General features: G+C 63.4%; 15 protein-coding genes. 11 read left to right on the top strand and 4 right to left on the bottom strand.

All coding sequences use genetic code 11. The annotated features are described in order from the left end of the window. Positions 1-44: 44 nt before the first annotated feature. Positions 45-371 carry a rhodanese-like domain-containing protein gene (locus tag ACZ5G6_RS00360; protein WP_216924267.1) on the bottom strand — a complete coding sequence of 109 codons (327 nt, stop codon included), beginning with the start codon at positions 369-371 and terminating at the stop codon, positions 45-47. Between the two features lie 140 nt (positions 372-511). Between ACZ5G6_RS00360 and ACZ5G6_RS00355 the strand changes: the two genes are divergently transcribed. From ACZ5G6_RS00355 to ACZ5G6_RS00345, 3 genes are all read left to right on the top strand, one after another. Beyond that, on the top strand, positions 512-1,255 hold the full coding sequence (locus ACZ5G6_RS00355; protein WP_498688631.1) for a Type 1 glutamine amidotransferase-like domain-containing protein: 744 nt from the start codon (positions 512-514) through the stop codon (positions 1,253-1,255). Then, positions 1,248-2,687 (top strand): amidase, encoded by a 1,440-nt coding sequence (locus ACZ5G6_RS00350; protein ID WP_498688630.1) that lies wholly within the window; start codon positions 1,248-1,250, stop codon positions 2,685-2,687. Before ACZ5G6_RS00355 ends, ACZ5G6_RS00350 begins: the two co-directional genes overlap by 8 nt. 63 nt (positions 2,688-2,750) lie before the next feature. Then, positions 2,751-4,250, top strand: coding sequence for a peptide MFS transporter (locus ACZ5G6_RS00345; RefSeq protein WP_498692014.1), 1,500 nt, complete (start codon positions 2,751-2,753; stop codon positions 4,248-4,250). A gap of 126 nt (positions 4,251-4,376) precedes the next feature. On the opposite strand, the gene ACZ5G6_RS00340 is transcribed toward ACZ5G6_RS00345, so the two are convergent. After that, a complete protein-coding gene (locus tag ACZ5G6_RS00340; RefSeq protein WP_498688628.1) occupies positions 4,377-5,045 on the bottom strand; it encodes a DUF4190 domain-containing protein in 669 nt (222 codons plus the stop codon). Positions 5,046-5,299: 254 nt separating this feature from the next. Here ACZ5G6_RS00340 and pgm point away from each other — a divergent pair, with 254 nt between their 5' ends. Further along, a complete protein-coding gene (gene pgm, locus ACZ5G6_RS00335; protein WP_498688626.1) occupies positions 5,300-6,961 on the top strand; it encodes a phosphoglucomutase (alpha-D-glucose-1,6-bisphosphate-dependent) in 1,662 nt (553 codons plus the stop codon). Positions 6,962-7,057: 96 nt separating this feature from the next. On the opposite strand, the gene ACZ5G6_RS00330 is transcribed toward pgm, so the two are convergent. Both ACZ5G6_RS00330 and ACZ5G6_RS00325 read right to left on the bottom strand, forming a co-directional pair. Next, entirely contained in the window at positions 7,058-7,576 is a 519-nt protein-coding gene (locus ACZ5G6_RS00330) for a 2'-5' RNA ligase family protein (protein WP_498688625.1), read from the bottom strand. 178 nt (positions 7,577-7,754) lie between these two features. Beyond that, a complete protein-coding gene (locus ACZ5G6_RS00325; protein ID WP_223935250.1) occupies positions 7,755-8,360 on the bottom strand; it encodes a malonic semialdehyde reductase in 606 nt (201 codons plus the stop codon). Positions 8,361-8,619: 259 nt separating this feature from the next. On the opposite strand from ACZ5G6_RS00325, the gene ACZ5G6_RS00320 reads away from it, so the two are divergent. The 7 genes from ACZ5G6_RS00320 (at position 8,620) to ACZ5G6_RS00290 (ending at position 17,282) form a co-directional block, all read left to right on the top strand. Then, positions 8,620-9,969, top strand: coding sequence for a uracil-xanthine permease family protein (locus ACZ5G6_RS00320; protein ID WP_498688623.1), 1,350 nt, complete (start codon positions 8,620-8,622; stop codon positions 9,967-9,969). A 204-nt stretch (positions 9,970-10,173) separates the two neighbouring features. Further along, the gene (locus ACZ5G6_RS00315; protein WP_223935248.1) at positions 10,174-10,740 is read left to right on the top strand and encodes a type 1 glutamine amidotransferase domain-containing protein; all 567 of its coding nucleotides are present in this window, start codon (positions 10,174-10,176) and stop codon (positions 10,738-10,740) included. A 170-nt stretch (positions 10,741-10,910) separates the two neighbouring features. Beyond that, a complete protein-coding gene (locus tag ACZ5G6_RS00310; protein ID WP_498688621.1) occupies positions 10,911-11,462 on the top strand; it encodes a dihydrofolate reductase family protein in 552 nt (183 codons plus the stop codon). A gap of 121 nt (positions 11,463-11,583) precedes the next feature. After that, the gene (locus ACZ5G6_RS00305; protein WP_498688620.1) at positions 11,584-12,927 is read left to right on the top strand and encodes a purine-cytosine permease family protein; all 1,344 of its coding nucleotides are present in this window, start codon (positions 11,584-11,586) and stop codon (positions 12,925-12,927) included. Continuing rightward, positions 12,924-14,480, top strand: a complete 1,557-nt coding sequence (locus tag ACZ5G6_RS00300) for a hydantoinase/oxoprolinase N-terminal domain-containing protein (RefSeq protein WP_498688619.1) — start codon at positions 12,924-12,926, stop codon at positions 14,478-14,480. The genes ACZ5G6_RS00305 and ACZ5G6_RS00300 overlap by 4 nt, the downstream gene beginning before the upstream one ends. A gap of 4 nt (positions 14,481-14,484) precedes the next feature. Next, positions 14,485-15,627: an S-methyl thiohydantoin desulfurase family protein gene (locus tag ACZ5G6_RS00295; protein ID WP_498688617.1), complete on the top strand. Its 1,143-nt coding sequence runs from the start codon at positions 14,485-14,487 to the stop codon at positions 15,625-15,627. A 101-nt stretch (positions 15,628-15,728) separates the two neighbouring features. Then, the gene (locus tag ACZ5G6_RS00290) at positions 15,729-17,282 is read left to right on the top strand and encodes a PucR family transcriptional regulator (RefSeq protein ID WP_498688615.1); all 1,554 of its coding nucleotides are present in this window, start codon (positions 15,729-15,731) and stop codon (positions 17,280-17,282) included. The last annotated feature ends 3 nt before the right edge of the window (positions 17,283-17,285 follow it).

Raw genomic sequence — 17,285 nt, 5'->3', positions numbered from 1 at the left:
ATATTCCTTGCTGGTTATGCGCGGGAGAAGGTCTGGAGCCGGTGCTAGAGAACCACTGGCTTAAGGCCGTTGTCCGACACCATGGGCCGGCCGGCCTCGAACCACATGTCCATCCCACCGGCCACGTTCACGGCGGAGTAGCCCTGGCCCACCAGCCACTGCACTACGCGGAAGGAACGGCCACCGGTCCTGCAGATGACGAAGAGGTCGTCGTCGGGGTCCAGTTCATCCAACCGGGCGGGCAGTTGGTCCATGGGAATATGACGTGCGCCCTCAGCATGCCCGGCAACCCATTCATAGTCTTCACGAACGTCAAGGATGCTGGCATCAGCCGGAATGTCGCCCACAGGCACGGTTTCGAAGTCGCTCATGGCGTTTCCTTCCCATCGATTTAGGTCACCATCCAGCCTAGTCCCAGAGGCCACCCAGCGAGACGCCGCTTGCGCGGCGGAGTCCCGGAGCTAAGACTGGGACCCAAAGACTCCCTGAATCGGCTGTTAGGAGCAGGACAATGGCGGCTGGCCAACCCACCATCCTCGCAACATCCGGCGGTTACAAGCCGGGCAGCCGGACCCGCATCGAGTTCGACCACCTCATGCATTACGCCGTGGAGCTTGCCGGCGTAAATGGCCGCGCACCGCGGGTGACCCATATTGGCACCGCATCGGGCGATCAACGCTGGTGGGCGGCAGAAATGGATCAGGCCGCCCGCATTGCGGGGTTTGATTTCACTCATCTCAACCTCTTCACCATGCCCAACATTGAGGATCCGGACGCCCATCTCCTTGAGCAGGACGTGGTGTGGGTCCACGGTGGCTCGGTGGTCAACCTCCTTGCCGTGTGGAGGGCGCACGGCCTGGATGGAATATTGCGGAAGGCTTGGGAAAGCGGTGTGGTCCTGGCTGGCGTTTCCGCAGGTTCCATCTGTTGGTTCAAGGGCGGCGTGACCGACTCCTTCGGCCCTGAACTGAAGCCTGTCACCAACTCACTTGGCTTCCTTCCCTACGCAAACGGCGTCCACTATGACTCTGAACCCACCCGCGCCCCTGCCATCCACAAGTTGGTGGCAAACGGCACGCTCGGCGAGGCGCACTGCACGGACGACGGCGTGGGTCTGGTTTACCGGGGCACTGAGCTTGTGGAGGTGGTGTCCGAAGTCAAGAACAAGGCCGCCTTCCGGGTGACCGCGGGTGCGGGCGAGAGCGTAGACGCCATTGCTGTGGAGGAACGGTTGGAGTCGCGTTTCCTTGGTTGATCCTTCCCCGGCAAAGCTGCAGCAGCTCACCGCGGTGCAGCTTCGCGACGCCCTCGCATCCGGTGAGCTCTCGGCGAGGGAGGCCACCGCACATTTCCTCTCCGTCATCGAGGCACGCAACAAACACTTAGGTGCGTTTGTCACGGTCACGGCCGAACAGGCAATGGACGGTGCCAAGGCTGCGGACAACCTGCACGCGCAACTCTCCCGCACACACCGCCTTTCCGAATTGCCCCTCCTGCACGGCATGCCCCTTGCCTTCAAGGACCTCACGGACGTGGCCGGCATTCCCACCACCCATGGCAGCGCTGCCCTGGAGCACAAGCCAGCGCCGGAGGATGGCGCCCTCGCAGCCACCTTGAAAGGCCAAGGCGCAATCTCGCTGGGCAAAACGCAGGTTCCGGAGTTCGGGCTCACCACGTACAGCGAAAACCGCATCGCACCGCCGTCGCGCAATCCGCATTCCTTAAGTCGAAGTTCCGGCGGATCGTCAGGCGGAAGCGCTGCCGCGGTGGCGGCTGGCATGGTTCCTTTCGCTCCCGGGACCGACGGCGGCGGGTCCATCCGCATTCCTGCCGGCGCCTGTGGGCTGGTGGGGCTCAAGCCAGGCCGGGGCGTAGTGCCGTCCGGGGCAAGTGCTGGGGATGCTGCAAAATTGGTGGTCGCCGGACCACTTGCGCGCACGGCTGCGGACGCGGCGTTGCTTATGGACGCGCTGGTCCCGCAGGAACAAGCGCCCGACGGCGGTTACCTCGCCAACGTTGGCCACGCGCCGCTGCCGCTCAAAGTGGGCGTGAGCCTGGATAGCCCATGGGCCGGAGTGTTTCCTTTCGACGTGGAGCAGGAAGCAATGGACTCCCTGGCCCGGGGAATCCTGCTGCTTGAGGAGGCCGGCCACCGCGTCGCGGAAGCGGAGATCCGGTACGACAACCGCTACCCCGATGCGTTCACCGCTGCCTGGACGGCCGGCGTCGGGAGTGCCCGGATAGCACCCCAGCGGGAGGCGCTGCTGACGCCGCTGACCCGCGTATTCCGGCGTCGGGCGCAACAACGCAGCGCGTTGAAAGTGAATGAAGCCCTGGGTTTCCTGCGGCAGTTCGAGCACGACACGATCGCGCAATACGCGGAGTGGGACGTCATCCTCATGCCCACGCTGGCGCAGACACCGCGGCCGATCGGTTGGTTCACCGGCGGCGGCCACAGTGGCGAGCCGTGGCCCAGCGAGTGGGCCGGTGACGCGGACGAAGACTACAAAAGGCAGTGCGAGTACGCGCCGTGGTCCTCCATGGTCAATGTGTGTGGGTTGCCGGCCATCAGCATTCCCGTCCACGTGACAGCGAGCGGCCTGCCGATGGGCATTCAGGTGATCGGCAAACCGGGCTCTGAGCTGCAGCTTCTTCAACTCGCGGCGGTTCTGGAGTCCTTTAAGTAGGCGGGCCTGTGCGGCTGTCTACCATATGGATAGTGGTTGCCATGGGCATCCATCGATGTGACAATGCCCGCAGTCAATGCCAGCATTGAGGAAATGAGCACACCTCTAACCACGGCTACGTCCCAAAAACCATCGGGCGATACCTCATTCTTCGGCCACCCAAAGATGCTGGCCAGCCTCTTCTCCGTGGAGATGTGGGAGCGATTCTCCTTCTACGGCATGCAAGGCATCCTGCTTTACTACATGTACTTCACCGCCGAGCAGGGCGGGTTGTCGATCGACAAGGGCCTCGCCGCCGGCTTGGTTGGCGCTTATGGTGGCGGCGTCTACCTGTCCACGATCCTGGGCGCATGGCTCGCAGACCGGATCTTCGGTTCCGAAAAGGTCCTCTTCGGCTCGGCCCTCATGATCATGGCCGGCCATATCGCCCTTGCCCTCCTGCCTGGCATTCCCGGACTGATCGCTGGCCTTGTGCTCGTGGGCATCGGATCCGGCGGCCTGAAAGCCAATGCCACCGCGCTGGTCGGCAGCCTGTACGGCGAGAAGGATGAACGCCGCGACGCCGGCTTCTCCATCTTCTACATGGGCATCAACATCGGCGGACTCATCGGCCCGCTGGTCACGGGCTGGCTCCAGGAGAGCAAAGGCTTCCACTGGGGCTTCGGCGCAGCAGCGGTGGGCATGGCGATCGGCCTTGTCATCTACTCGCTCGGCCGCAACAAGCTCCCCGAGGAAGCGCACCGCGTTCCCAACCCGCTCCCGGCCGCCGAACGCACACGGTATGGGCTGATCTTCCTGGGCATCCTCGCGATCATAGGAGTGCTGCTGGGCACGGGGATCGTGAATGCCGATAACCTTGCCCGCAGCATGGCTTACGCTGCCATCGGCGCCTCGGTGATCTACCTCTTCCTGATCTTCCGCAGCCCCAAGGTAACCGGCGTGGAACGCAAGCGCGTACTCGCCTTCATCCCGCTGTACATCGCCTCAGCCGCGTTCTGGGCACTGTTCCAGCAGCAGTTCACCTTCATCGCCGTGTACTCCGAAGAGAAGCTGGACCGCAACCTGTTCGGTTGGGAAATGCCCGCCGCCTGGGTTCAGTCCATCAACCCGGTGTTCATCATCATCTTCGCGGGCGTCATGGCAGCGCTGTGGACCAAACTGGGCTCCAAGCAGCCGAGTTCCCCACTGAAATTCTCGGCGGGCCTGCTCATCATGGGCTTGGCCTTCCTCGCCTTCATCCCGCTGGCCGGCGATGGCAAGACCCCGCTCTTGGCACTGGTGGGCATCCTGTTCCTCTTTACGCTGGCGGAACTCTTCCTTTCCCCGATAGGTCTGTCCGTGAGCACCAAGCTCGCTCCGCAGGCATTCCACACCCAGATGGTGGCGCTGTTCTTCCTGTCCGTCTCCCTGGGCACCACCCTTGCGGGCATCCTCGCTGGCCTTTACAACCCCGACGACGAACTCCCGTACTTCCTGGGCATCGGCGGCGTGGCAGTGGTATTGGCTGTGGCCCTGGCTGCTGGATCCCCGGCGATCAAGAAGTTGATGGGCGGCGTGCGGTAGCCTTCGGGCTCGCAAACGGCTAACGCCACCCAAACGGACAACGACGGCGACCCTTGCGTTCGGTGGAATTCCCACCCGGGCGAGGACCGCCGTCGTTCGCGTTTGCCTAGTAGCGGTAGCTGCTGCCTAGTAGCGGTAGCTGCTGGAGGCGCCGATCGCGGCAAAGAAGAAGATCAGGACCACCACCGTGATCGCCACGCCGACGTAACCCATGATCAGGCCGGCAATCGCCATGCCCTTGCCTGCGGGTTCGCGGTTGAGGGCAAGGTGGCCCAGGATGACAGCTGCGATCTGCGGCAGGATGAAGAACCCGAAGCCAATGAATGTTGCAATGCCGCAGCACATGCTCGCAATGCTCAAACCCTTGGGTTGGGTGGGCATGGCGTAATAGGCGGGCTGGCCGTACGGGTTCTGCTGGCCATAGGGCTGCTGCTGGTAGGGCTGCTGCTGGTACGGGCCCTGGTTGTATTGGCCTTGGTTGTATTGGCTCTGGTTATAAGGGCTCGGCGGCTGGCCGTAGGGCGATGGGCTCGGCTGGCTGTAGTCACCGGGCGTGTACGCGCTCTGGCTGGATGTGCCCTGGCTGGCACCACCCTGGCTGGCTGGTGGGACCGGCTGCGTGTAGAAGTCGTCCTGGCCTTGGGCGTTCTGCGTGTACGCATTCTGGTCGTACGGCGGAAGCGGCTGGGTGGGTGAGCTCGGCTCCGGCGCGCTGAATTCGGCGGGTGGGATGTACTGCGGTGGTTCGTAGCCCGCCGGTTTGTCCTCGTTGCCCTTGGATGGTTGGTCTGACATGGGAATCCCCCTCGCTAAGTCTTTGTTTCCCACACTACCGCCGCCGGGTGCGCCGCATAAGGTAGCCCGGCTCGTGGCGCCACAGCCGCCTCCGGGCATCCCGGGGCGGAATCCTCCCACTAAAGCCGCAGCTCGTAAACGCAAGGTAAATCTTTGGCTCATCCGGCGCCACATCACCGCCATTCTGCGTCACAGGGGCCGGATCCCCGGACATTTGCTGTCAGCGGACGGGGTGGTCTGGCATGCTGGACGACATGGCTAGCCGAGCGGGCACAGTTGCCCTTCCCCAGGACCTTGTTGACATCACAGCCCTGCTGGACGCGTACTTCGACGTCACCCCGGATTTGGGCGATCCCGCGCAACGCGTGGCGTTTGGAACGTCGGGCCACCGCGGATCCAGCTTGAAGTCGTCGTTTAACGAGCCGCACATCCTCGCGATCACGCAGGCAATCGTTGAATACCGCGGCCGCCAGGGCATCACCGGGCCGCTGTTTATCGGGCGGGACACCCACGCCCTGAGCGAGCCCGCGCAGAACTCCGCGCTGGAGGTCCTCGCGGCCAACGGCGTCACTGTGCTCGTGGATGCCCGCCACGGCTACACGCCCACGCCCGCGCTAAGCCACGCAATCCTCAAGTACAACCGCGAAGCTGCGCCGGGTACGCCGCAGGCTGACGGCATTGTTGTCACGCCCAGCCACAACCCGCCCGGCGACGGTGGCTTCAAGTACAACCCCCCGCACGGCGGCCCGGCCGACACCGACGCCACGGGTTGGATCGCCGAACGCGCCAACCAGCTCCTTGAGAACGGCCTCCGGGGCGTCAAGCGCATTCCGTTGAACGATGCTTTGAATGCGGACACCACCGGAAAGTTCGACTTCCTCAGCAGCTACGTTGACGATCTCCCGTCCGTCCTGGACCTGGACGCGATCCGCAACGCGGGTGTCCGTATCGGCGCCGATCCAATGGGCGGCGCGTCCGTTGACTACTGGGGTGAGATCGGCGAGCGGCACCAGCTCAACCTGACGGTGGTGAACCCCACCGTCGATCCTCAGTGGGCTTTCATGACCCTGGACTGGGACGAGAAGATCCGCATGGACTGCTCCTCGCCGTCGGCTATGGCTTCGCTCATCAAGCGCATGGCTTCCTCGGACGGTGGCCGCTCGGCTTACGACGTCGCCACGGGTAACGACGCCGACGCCGACCGCCATGGCATTGTCACGCCGGATGGTGGTCTCATGAACCCGAACCATTACTTGGCCGTAGCCATTGACTACCTGTACCGCAACCGCAGTGGCTGGAATCCCGAGTCCGTCGTGGGCAAGACACTGGTTTCGTCCTCGATCATCGACCGCGTTGCTGCCGGACTTGGGCGCAAACTGGTTGAGGTTCCTGTTGGCTTCAAGTGGTTCGTTCCCGGCCTGCTGTCCGGCGAGGGTGCCTTCGGTGGCGAAGAGTCTGCCGGCGCCTCCTTCAACAAGCGCGATGGCAGCGTCTGGACCACGGACAAGGACGGCATCCTGCTTGCCCTGTTGGCCTCGGAGATCACGGCCGTCACCGGCAAGTCTCCGTCGCAGTTGTACAAGGGGCTGACGGATAAGTTCGGCGCGCCGGTCTACGCCCGAATCGATGCCGCTGCCACGCGCGAGCAGAAGGCCAAGCTGGGCAAGCTCTCGGCATCCGACGTCACCGCCACCACCCTGGCTGGCGAGGACATCACTGCCAAACTCACGGAAGCCCCAGGCAACGGAGCTTCGATCGGCGGTTTGAAGGTTGTTACCGAGAACGCCTGGTTCGCGGCCCGCCCTTCCGGCACCGAGGACGTTTACAAGATCTACGCCGAGTCCTTCAAGGGCGCCGACCACCTGGCCAAGGTGCAGGAGGAAGCCAAGGCTTTGGTGGATGGGGTCATTGCGTAAGTTCTGATTCGCTGGCGACGCGCATTTTCGCTGGCGACATGGAAACGGGCTGAGGCCGCTTGGATGTGGGTGGCCCCAGCCCGTTTCTGTGTGTCTTCAAGCAGATTGCGTGTCCTCAGCCTCTGCAGTGTCCTGGGTCCAGAGCCTGAGGATGCGCCGGATGGTGTGGTTGCCTTCCGGCGCCATGTCCACCAGCGCAACCTGGTCAAGCACGACGACGTCTCCCGGCTTTGGGCGCTTGCCGTCGTGATGAGAGATGTGTGGTCGGTAGCGTTCGAGGACGTAGTTCGGCGTAGCGATGCGCCCGCCCACGCTGACCACCGCGTCGAAGAGTTCCTCGTGCAGGCCTTGGAGCAACGGGTTTTGTTCCACCAGGCTCACGGGAATCGACCCCATGTGGCCGAAGCCCGCCTCTTCCCCAATGGTCAGTTCCGTTCCAAGGGCTCCCTGGACCGGCGCCCCGGCCAAGTCCGCGAGGACGTCGGCGACGTCGGCACTCACGTCAGTTCCGACGTCGAACCTTAACAACGTGATGTGAAGGGGCCAGTCGCTGCGCGGAAACACCAGCCCTGGCCGTACTGGCTCGGTAAACGCCACCCAGATGAGGTTCCGCATAGCCATAGTTTGCCACTCAGCGAGTCAGAACTGACCGGATCTGCGAGAGGGATGCCAAAATATGCGCAGGAAGTGAGAGCGCAACTGAAACCCCCGGATCCTCGCTCACATCGTCGCCTTTAAACGACGATGCTCTCGCACATCACGTGCGAGAGCATCGTCGGAACAGGAGGAAAAACTAGACCGTGCGGACAACGTCCTCGTAGGCGAACTTCGGCTTTGCTTCGCCCCAGGCGTCCGGGCCGGGCTGGCCAATGTTGACCACGAGGAAGCTCTTCTGGTCACCCTCGGGGAAGAATTCGGCGTCGATCGCGGAGAAGTCGGCACCGGTCATCGGGCCAGCGGCGAAACCGAGTGAGCGGACGGCGAGGATGAAATAGCCGGCCTGCAGGTGGGCGTTGTTGTTGCCCGTGGTGGCGGTGAAGGCGGGGTCGGCGTCGTACATGGCCTTGGGGGCGGCGTAGACGGGAAGGAACTTGTCCCACTGCTCATGCCACGCGGTGTCGTAGGACAGGATGGCGACCAGCGGGGCGGAGGCGGTCTTGGCCTGGTTGCCCTTGGAGAGGGCGTCGACCAGCTTGGCGCGTGCCTCATCCGAGCGGACGTAGGTCACGCGGAGGGGCTGGGAGTTGAAGGCGGTGGGGCCGAACTTGGTGAGCTCGTAGATGGCGCGGGCCTGCTCGTCGGTGACCTCACCGGCAAAGCTGTTCGCGGTACGGGCTTCGGCAAAAATGGCGTCGACTGCTGCGGCGTCAATGACTGCTTCTTCGTGGGCGATCGTCATTCGTGAACCTTTCGCTGGGCCCTTGCCTTTGGGGACGGCCGGGCACTTCTGCTTTCCATGGTTGCAACTTCAACTTCCGTTGTCCTCTTCCCGTGACGGCCCGTGACGTTGCGCACACTGCGTGACTCCGCGCGTCGGTTCGTTGCGTTGCGAGGCCCGTGTTGCGCCCTATTTGGCGCGCGAGGCACGTAGAGCAGGCCCCGCAACGGCGGTAATGTTGCACCGAACCCATCACTTCTCCTCTGGAAGGCTCCCGGCCATGACTCTGCTCGGCACCAAATGGAAGCTTCATGGCAACGGAAAGTCCATCCGGCCCGGCCACGTGGTGGCACCCGAGGAGCGGCTGGCCTGGCCCCTGACCATCGGCGTGGGCATGCAGCACGTCGTGGCGATGTTCGGCGCGACCTTCCTGGTCCCGATCATCACCGGCATGCCGCCGGCTACCACCCTGTTCTTCTCTGGTATCGGCACGCTGCTGTTCCTCGTCATCACCAAGGGCCGCGTGCCCAGCTACCTGGGTTCGAGCTTCGCCTTCATCGCGCCGATCCTGGCGTCGCAGCAGCAGTACGGCGTTCCTGGCGCGCTGGGCGGCGTGGTGCTGGCCGGCGTCGTACTGGCGCTTATTGGTGCGATCGTCCAGAGGTTCGGCGCCGAATGGATCAACCGGCTCATGCCGCCGATCGTCACCGGCGCGATTGTGGCGCTGATCGGCCTCAACTTGGCGCCAGCCGCGAAGAACAACTTCGACGCCGCTCCCGTCACCGCGCTGATCACCTTGGTCACGATCATCTTGGTCAGCGTGCTGTTCCGCGGAATCCTGGGGCGCCTGAGCATCCTGGTGGGCGTTGTGGTGGGGTATCTCGTGGCGATGATGCGCGGCGAGGTGGACTACGCGAAGATGGACGCCGCCGCGTGGGTAGGTCTTCCGCAGTTCCAGACGCCCGAATTCCACTTGGGCGTCGTGGGCCTGTTCGTCCCGGTGGTGCTGGTCCTCGTGGCCGAGAACATTGGGCACGTGAAGTCCGTGGCCGCGATGACCGGTCAAAACCTCGACGGCGTCTCCGGCCGCGCGCTGATGGCCGACGGCGCCGCAACGGTACTTGCCGGTTTCGGCGGCGGTTCCGGTACTACGACTTACGCGGAGAACATTGGCGTCATGGCCGCCACCAAGGTCTACTCGACGGCGGCCTACTGGGTGGCCGGTATCTTCGCCATCCTGCTGAGCTTCTCCCCGAAATTCGGCGAACTCATCGCGACCGTCCCACCCGGCGTCCTGGGCGGCGCCGCGACCATGCTCTACGGCATGATCGGCGTGCTCGGCGTGAAGATCTGGGTTCAGAACAAGGTCAACTTCTCCAACCCGGTCAACCTGACCACGGCCGCTGTGGCTTTGATTATTGGCATTGCCGATTACACGTGGACCATTGGGGAGCTGAAGTTCACCGGCATCGCTCTTGGTTCCGCGGCTGCACTTGTGATCTACCACGGCATGAAGAGCCTGGCCCGTTGGCGCGGGACCGTCGCAGAGCCGGAAACCGAGACGACGGGGCTGCCGCCTGCGGTGAAGTCGGCGATGAATGCTGCGGCGAAGCGGGGGAAAAAGAAGTAGGGGCAGACCCGGAGACCGGCAGTCACCAGGCTCATGGTGGTGGCGATGCTGGTGACCAGCGGTGCGCCCCCGGAATTAACGGCAAATGAATACTCAGCTTGCTTACTAAATGACCTTCCCTAGGCTTGAACAGGTCAGACAAACAACTCTCACAGCGGCGGCCCACGCTCAAAAAGCAATCCGCCGCGCAATGGAGGAGGAACAATGTCAGAACACAGCATCACAGGCAAGAAGGTCGCATTCCTTCTGACGGACGGCGTGGAGCAGGTTGAACTCACCAGCCCCTGGCAAGCCGTGAAGGACGCTGGGGGCCAGCCAACGCTCGTGGCACTTTCGAAGGGAAAGCTGCAGGGATTCAACGGCGTGGAGAAGGGTGACACTTTCGACGTCGACCTTGCAGTCGCCGACGCCAATGCATCGGACTTTGACGCCCTGGTACTCCCCGGCGGCGTGGTAAACGCCGATCACCTCCGCGTGGACAAGGATGCGCAGAACTTCACGCGCGCCTTCTTCGAGCAACACAAGCCGGTGGCCTCGATCTGCCACGGACCGTGGATCCTCATCGACGCGGGCGTCATCAAGGGCCGCAACGTCACCTCCTATCACACGCTCCAAACCGACATAAGGAACGCTGGCGCCAACTGGACCGATGAAGAAGTCGTGGTGGACCAAGGCCTCGTCACCAGCCGGAATCCGGACGACCTCCCGGCGTTCAACCGCAAGGTAGTAGAGGAAATCTCCGAGGGCCAACACGCTGGCCAGACCGCCTAGCGCGCACCCAGCAGACCCGCATAACGTGAGTGCCGCCGTCGAACGTCCACAGCGGACGACGGCGGCACTTGCCTCGTGCGAGATACCGGCGGCCAGCCGCGCCGCCTAAAAGCTTCCCAAGTACGCCACCACCACATACCGTGATGCCTGAGAACCCTATGGAGGCACGTATGCGCAAAGTTACCGCCGGTCTTTTCCACTCCGTGGATGGCGTAGTTCAGGACCCGTTCAAGTTCCAGTTCGACAGCTTCGACGATGAGCTGGGCAAGGGACTGACCAAGATGATCAACACTGTGGACACGGTGGTGCTAGGCCGCATCAGCTATCAGGAGTGGGCCGGATATTGGCCCAATGCTTCGCAAGACGAAGATTTTGCCGCATTCATCAACCCCGTGGAGAAGTTCGTGGCATCCCGCACGCTGTCCGAGCCCCTCGAATGGGAAAACTCGCACCTCATCAATGGTCCGCTGGAGGAGTTCGTCACCGACCTCAAAACGCGCGACGGTGGGGAGATCGCCGTGTGCGGCAGCATCTCCCTGGTGCGGCAGTTGCTCTTCGCAGGCATCCTGGATGAGCTCACGCTCATGACGCATCCCGTGGTGGCTGGCACTGGGCGGCGGCTCTTCGAGGACGGCGATCCACTGAACAGGCTCGAACTCAAAGACCAGTACGCAACGAGCAAGGGCAACGTGGTGAGCACCTACAGCCTGCGCAAGGAGTAAACCAAACAGCAGTGCTTGTGCAATGTGCAAGCGGGCAAGCCATCAACACTGCATATCGCCCAATGACCTTCGAGTGACCCGCAGATACTGTGAAATGAATCACTCGAAAGGAATGTATGTCATGTCCACATCCGACAAAGGGCACGATGACTACCCCATCACCAGGGTTCCCGCAACGAAGCGGAAGCACTGGTTCGGCATCGCGGTCCAACGCTTTGGCCAGACGTCCGACCTGAGCCAGTTTCTTCTCGGGGCAACCTTCGGCTTCGGAATGACGTTCTGGGACGCGTTCTGGGCTTTCACCGTCGGCGCATTGATCGTCGAAGCACTCATGATTTTCGTCGGCATCGCCGGCATGCGCCAAGGCCTCACAACGTCCATGCTCGCCCGCTGGACAGGCTTCGGCCGGGGCGGCGCCTCGGTTCTCGGCCTCGCCATCTGCATCAGCCTCATCGGCTGGTTCGGCATTCAGTCAGGGATCTCCGGCGCTGGGCTGAACCAGATCGTCCCCGAAATTCCCACGTGGGCTTGGTCGCTGGCCTTTGGCCTGGTGGTCACGCTGATCGTTGTCCGCGGCTTCGACTCAATGCAGTGGTTGGCAAACATCACGGTGCCACTGTTCATGATCCTGATCGCGTGGGCCGCGTGGGCCGAGCTGAGCAACCATTCCATCAGCCAACTCATGAACGATGCCCCTCCGGGCCCGCAGCTGGATTTCGTCACCGCTACCACCATCGTTGCTGGAAGCGCTGTTCTCGGGGCAGTCATTACGCCCGACATGACCCGCTACAACAGGAGCGCCGGGGACGTCGTCAAGCAGACGGTGGTCGGAATGACACTCGGCAACTACAGCATCGGCATGATCGGGGTCCTGCTGGCCCACGCCGTAAAGACGGCAGACGTCACCCAGATCATCTTCTCCTCGGTGGGCTGGGTGGGCATCCTGATCATCGTGCTGGGCACGTCCAAGATCAACGACTGGAATCTCTACAGCGCCGGGCTCGGCGTCGTGTCCTTCTTCAACAGCGCCATGAACAAACGCCTGAACCGCGGGCACGTCACGCTACTGTTGGGCGTCGTTGGAACGGTGCTGGCCGCGATCGGCATCTTGGACAAGTTCATCGACATCCTCATGGTGCTGGGCGTCGTCTTCCCACCAGTAGCAGGCATCATCATGGCCGAATACTTCGTCATCAAGAAGTGGCGGCCACTCTTGGAAGCAAGCCGGGACTCGGGCCTCCCGCCAGCCGAATCGCCAAACTGGATCCCGGCCACGTTCGTCATCTGGGCGGTCTCCGCAGCGCTGGGCTACTTCATCGCCTTCGGTCTCCCGGCATTCAACTCCCTGGCCGCGGCGTTCGTCCTCTACATCATCGCCGGCAAGCTGAACCTCCTGCGGTCCTACGGCGACAACCAACCAACAAACGAAACCACCACAAAGGAAGAAGCGGTAACCGCACCATGAGTAGCCTGAGAATCGGCATCGACGTCGGCGGCACCAACACAGACGCCGTGCTGCTGGATGGAGCGCAGGTGCTGGCTTCCACCAAAGTCCCCACCACCAGGGACGTCACCAGCGGCATCACCCAGGTGCTCACTGCACTAAAGGAATTGAACGGCTTCAGCCCTGACGACATCCGGGGCGTCATGATCGGAACCACGCATTTCATCAACGCTCTCATTGAGGCAAGGGACCTCTGCCCAACAGCCGCGATCCGGCTGGGGCTCCCCGCCACCGCTTCCCTGCCGCCGTTCACGGACTGGCCGGACGCCCTCACTCACGCCGTCAGCGGCCGCGCCTACATGGCCCACGGCGGACATGAGTTCGACGGCCGCGCCATCAGCCCGTTCGATCCCGACGAGATCCGGCGGCACGCAGCCGACATTGCCGCCAACGGCATCCGCTCGGTGGCGGTTTCCAGTGTATTTTCCCCGGTCAACGACGAATTCGAACAACGAACGCTGTCTATCCTTCGCGAAGAATTGGGCCCGGAATTTCCTGTCTCGCTGTCCCACGAAATCGGCAGGGTGGGCCTCCTGGAGCGAGAGAACGCGACCATCGTCAACGCGTCCTTGGCGGAGATGGCGAACAGGATCGTTGACGGGCTCGCCAAGGCTGTCCTGGAGCAGGGCATCGCGGCGCCGCTGTACGTCAGCCAGAACGATGGCACCCTCATGGACATCGAATACACGCGGCGTTACCCGGTGGCCACGTTCGCCTCAGGACCGACCAACTCCATGCGCGGAGCAGCGGCACTCTCCGGGTTCTCCGATTGCCTGATCGTGGACATCGGCGGCACCACCACCGACGTCGGCGTCCTCGTGAACGGCTTTCCCCGCGAATCCAGCACCCACGTCCGCCTCGCAGGCCTGCGAACCAACTTCCGGATGCCGGACGTCCTCTCGGCAGGCCTCGGCGGCGGCTCCAGGGTGCGGACCGATCAAGCAACTGTTGGCCCGGACTCGGTGGGCTACCGCCTGACCGAGGAGTCGATGGTCTTTGGCGGATCGGTCCTGACGGCAACGGACATCGCGGTCCGCAGTGGAAGGGCCGACGTCGGAGACGCATCTTTGGTGGGCCACATTAGTGACGCCGTGGTCCGGTCAGCCCTGGACCAGATCGATCGAACCATCGCCGACATTGCCGACAGGATCCGGACCTCGTCCGCGGAGCTGCCGGTTGTTGCCGTCGGTGGTGGATCCATCCTGTTGGCAGACAAACTGGAAGGCCTGGGCACCATTCACAGGCCAGAGAACTTCGACGTCGCCAACGCTTACGGTGCCGCCATCGCCCAGATCAGCGGCGAGGTGGACCGCGTGTCCTACATCGCGGACGGTGATCAAAAGCGCGCCATGGAATCCGCGCGGCAGGAAGCCGTGGACCGCGCCGTTGCCGCAGGTGCCAGTCCGGACACGGTCTCGATCGTTGAGCAGGAAGCCATCCCGATCCCCTACCTTCCCGGAAACGCCATGCGCGTCCGCGTCAAGGCGGCCGGCAACCTCAAGCTAGGAAAGTGAAGAAATGACTTTGGAAGTAGCGCACCGACGCCGGCTCAAGCGGATCACAGTGGAGGACATTGACTCCCTGGCCCGTGGGGCGGCCATCCTTGGCACGGGTGGAGGAGGCGATCCCTATATTGGCGCCCTCCTGGCGAAACAGGCGATCGAGGAGTTCGGGCCCGTGGAGCTCGTCTCCGTTGAAGACCTGGCCGACGACGCCTTCATTGTTCCCATTGCGGCGATCGGCGCGCCCACGGTGTCCGTGGAGAAGCTCGACACCGTGGAGAACCTGTCCCTGACCATCAAGAAACTCGCTGCGGCATTGAACAAGGCGGCCACCCACACAGCCTGCCTGGAAATCGGCGGATCGAACTCCATGCTGCCTATCGTCGCCGCCGCGCAGCTCGGCATTCCGCTGATCGACGGCGACCTGATCGGCCGGGCCTTTCCGGAAATCCAGATGGGAATGGCACCGCTGTACGGAATCCAGGCCACACCCATGGCATTGGCTGACGAGAAGGGCAACACCCTTGTCATTGAAGCCATCGACTCGTTCTGGGCTGAGCGATTTGCCCGGCAGGCTTCCATCGAGATGGGATGCAACGCCTTCAACAGCACGTACGCCATGACCGGCGCCCAGGCCCGCGAGAGCTTCGTGGCCGGCTCAATGTCCTTCGCCATCACCATCGGCGATGCCGTCGCCAACGCGCAACACAACAACCTTAACCCGTGTGATGTGCTGGCGGAAACGCTCAGCGGCCGCGTGGTCCACCTGGGCAAGGTCACCGACCTGCAGCGCCAAACAACCGGTGGCTTCGCCAAAGGCCAGGCCATGATCGAGGGCATGGGCCCCGACGCAGGCTCCGTTCTTTCCCTGCATTTCCAGAACGAACATCTGCTCGCCACCAAAGACGGCATCGTGGTCACCACGACGCCGGACCTCATCATTGTGGTGGACGCAGAATCCGCAGAACCGGTCACCACCGAAAACCTGCGCTACGGGCAACGCGTCTGCATCCTGACCGCGCCCAGCGACCCTCGATGGCACACCACGGAGGGCCTCGAGCTGGCCGGGCCCGGTTACTTCGGCTACGGGGTCCCGTCGCACAGATGGGACGGAACTGCGGAAGAGCACACCGAATCCATCCAGCGATACCGCGCCTGACCGCCGTCGAACATCTGCCCGCCGCCGCGCCTGCAACGAAAGTTGGAGGCGCGGCGGTGGCATCATGGGATGGTAGCTATCGAGGAGAACCGGAGAACAGAATGATTCCCCCGATCCCGCTGTGGTCCGTCACCAGACACCTCCCGGCGGGAGTGATCGGGAGCGTTGGGGAGCCGGGCGGAAAGACCGTCTCTTCGCTGGTTGCGTTGACCGGTTCCCTCGCCGACGTCAACCGGCAGGTCCGCGAGAAGCGCAACCTCGATGGCGATCCCTTCACCCTCCAGGACTGCATTCTGCTCCCCCTGGAACCGCTGCCGTCCGGCGTGTCATGGGACGTGGAGGCGCTGCTGGCGCGTGCGGCCGCTGCCGGCGTCGTGGCCCTTGCAGTAAGCCTGCCGAACGACGACGGCGCGTTGCCACCCAACGTGAAAAGGCTCGCCGAACGATTAGGGCTGGTGGTCCTGGCCGTCCACAACGCCTGGCAGTTCGGTACCGCCGCGCAGGAGTTGCTGTCCGGCGCCGCCCATCTCCAGGGTCTGCTGATCTCCCGTGTGGCAGCCGAATGCCGGATCCCGCATGGATCCCTGGGTCATCTGTTGCAGCGGCTGGGAATCGCGCTCGGGCACCCCGTGACGTTGGTGGATCCGTCGGGGCAGCTGATTTCGGCTGACTCCCCGGACGCGGGAGGCGCGCCGCAGCCAGACGCCGAGGTGACCGCATCGCCGGAAATCCTGACACCGGTCCACAGGGATCAGGAGAACAGTCCGCGGCTGCGGGTGGCCCTCGGACCCACATTGGACAAGGAACAAGCAGCCATTCGGGCAGCGCTGGAAATAGCGGCCCTTGCCGTTTCGGAGCTTCTTTCCCGCCAAAGGCTGGAGAGGGAACGCGACGCACGGCACCGGATTGCGTTGTTGGGGCAGCTGATCGACAATGCCGGCGACGTCAGTCCTTCGTTCAGGGCAAAGGCGTTGGAGCTGGGTTGGACTTTGGACGGTTACCACATGGCCTTCCGTGTGATCACGCGTGAACCCGTGGATCTGGTGGCGCGAAAACCGGACCTGGACAGGGCTCTCCTGCGGGAAAACCTCGATGCCGCAACGGTGGAGCAGTCGGACGGCTGGGCCGGATGGGTAACGTTTCCCTCCAAGCCGGGTCCAGCGGAGGTCAGCCGCGTCAGCAGTGCCCTGCGCCGGGCGCAGCGGGAGCTCGCCGCCACCATTTCCACGCAATTCGGGGTGGGCCGCATGCAGGCGCAGCCGGAGGGGATCGTCAGCTCCCTCGAGGAGGCCAACGACGCCGCCCGCATTGCCGGGGCAAGGGAAACCTCCGGCTACTTTGTCCACGTAGACCGCTTGGATATGGCCCAGTTGCTGCTGATCTGGACCCGCACTGACACCTTCCGCCCCGCCGCCCGGGAACTTCTGGCTCCGCTGCTCAAGACCGGGCCCGAACTCCTGCAGACCCTCACTACTTTCCTTGATTGCGAGTCATCGTTGACGGAGACGGCTGCGATCCTCAACGTCCACCGCAACACCGTGAGCGACCGCATCAGGCGGATTCAGTCACTCATCGCTATCAATCTGGAGGACCCGGAAGCCCGGCTCGCGCTGCAGCTGGCCTGCCGAAGTTTGCTGATGGATAAACCGGGGTAGCCA

The organism is Arthrobacter sp. TmtSoilC51 (genome assembly GCF_055388015.1).
The sequence above is the reverse complement of the archived record's forward strand: the minus strand, read 5'-3'. Positions and strand labels throughout refer to the sequence as shown.